Consider the following 1564-nt stretch of genomic DNA (forward strand, 5'->3'; position numbering starts at 1 on the left):
TAAGTCGACAGGATTCAACATAGACGGTGCACCGATACGCACGAGATTATTGGTTTTCGGATCAAGTTCAATATCGGAAACGGACGGAACCTGTTTAACTAATACTGCAATATTCATTTTCATTCCTCCCTGCTAACTAATAATTATATTCATATTATAGGTCATCTCAACTTTTCTATCAACTAATAATAGTTATTTTTTACCTAAATATACCGAATAGGTATATTTAAGGTTGATACATGAAAAAAAGACATTTTCCCATAAAAAAAAGACGAGCCCATGCCCGTCTTTTTTATTTTAAAGTATTTTAGATAAGAACTCTCTCGTACGTTCTTCTTTGGCATTGGTAAAAATATCTTCAGGCGTGCCTTCTTCCAATACAATACCGCCGTCAATAAAAAGAACCCTGTCCGCGACTTCACGGGCAAAACCCATTTCATGAGTAACAATAGCCATGGCCATACCTTCTTTGGCCAAATCTTTAATAACGTCGAGAACTTCGCGGACCATTTCCGGATCAAGGGCCGAGGTGGGTTCATCAAAGAGCATGAATTTAGGTTTCATGGCTAAGGCTCTGGCAATAGCCACACGCTGCTGTTGACCGCCCGACAAAGTACCGGGATAAGCATCTTTTTTATCGCTTAAGCCGACTTTCTCCAGCAAAGCTATAGCTACATTCGTAGCTTCTTCTTTTGTCATACGCTTTGTTTTAACCGGTGCCAAAATTATATTTTCCAAAACGGTCATGTGCGGAAAAAGATTGAATCTCTGAAAAACCATTCCCACTTCCATGCGAACTTCATTTACTTTCTTTGTCGAATCAAGAGTCAATCCGTCGACAATGATTTCCCCCGACGTAGGTTCTTCCAAGTAATTAATACACCGTAAAATCGTGCTTTTTCCCGATCCGGAAGGCCCGATAATTACGACAACTTCTTTATCTTGAATGGTGAGGTTAATACCTTTTAAAATCTCATGCTTGCCGAAGGATTTTTTTAAATTTTTAATTTCTATCATCCGTTGCGAACCTCCGTTCCAAATAGCTGACCAGTTGAGCGATACCGAGGGTCATAATCAGGTAAAGTACGGCAACGGCCAACCAAATTTCCAAGGCCCCGTAAGTTTTGGAAATAATCAACTGACCGCGACGTGTCAATTCTTCAAAGCCGATGACGGAAACCTGAGCCGTTTCCTTCGTCATGGAGATAAACTCATTGCCTAAGGGAGGAATGACATGTTTAAAGGCTTGCGGCAAAATAATATAAAACATAGTTTGCATCCACGAAAGCCCCAAAGACCGGCCCGCTTCCATTTGTCCTTTATCTACTGACTGAATTCCGGCACGGAAAATTTCGGATACATAAGCACCGCTATTGATAGAGCAAGCCAAGACGGCTGCCAGAAAGGGATCGATACGAGTCCCGAGCACTTGCGGAAGAGCAAAATAAATCAAAAAGATCTGAACCAGCATAGGCGTTCCGCGAATGACGTTTACGTAGCATACGCTGACAGCTTTTAACAGCTTGATTCCCGACAATCGGCAAACGCTGATAATAAGACCCAA

General features: G+C 41.6%; 2 protein-coding genes. Both read right to left on the minus strand.

Annotation, left to right across the window (positions count from 1 at the left end; genetic code table 11):
• Positions 1 to 297: 297 nt before the first annotated feature.
• Positions 298 to 1017 carry an amino acid ABC transporter ATP-binding protein gene (locus PGX78_RS08145; protein WP_270446438.1) on the minus strand — a complete coding sequence of 240 codons (720 nt, stop codon included), beginning with the start codon at positions 1015 to 1017 and terminating at the stop codon, positions 298 to 300.
• The coding region (locus tag PGX78_RS08150) for an amino acid ABC transporter permease (RefSeq protein ID WP_270446440.1) at positions 1004 to 1564 on the minus strand (561 nt) is incomplete at its 5' end. The genes PGX78_RS08150 and PGX78_RS08145, both read right to left, overlap by 14 nt.

The sequence above is a fragment of the Megasphaera sp. AF13-6AC genome (assembly GCF_027685385.1).
Taxonomy (GTDB): Bacteria; Bacillota; Negativicutes; order Veillonellales; family Megasphaeraceae; genus Megasphaera; species Megasphaera micronuciformis.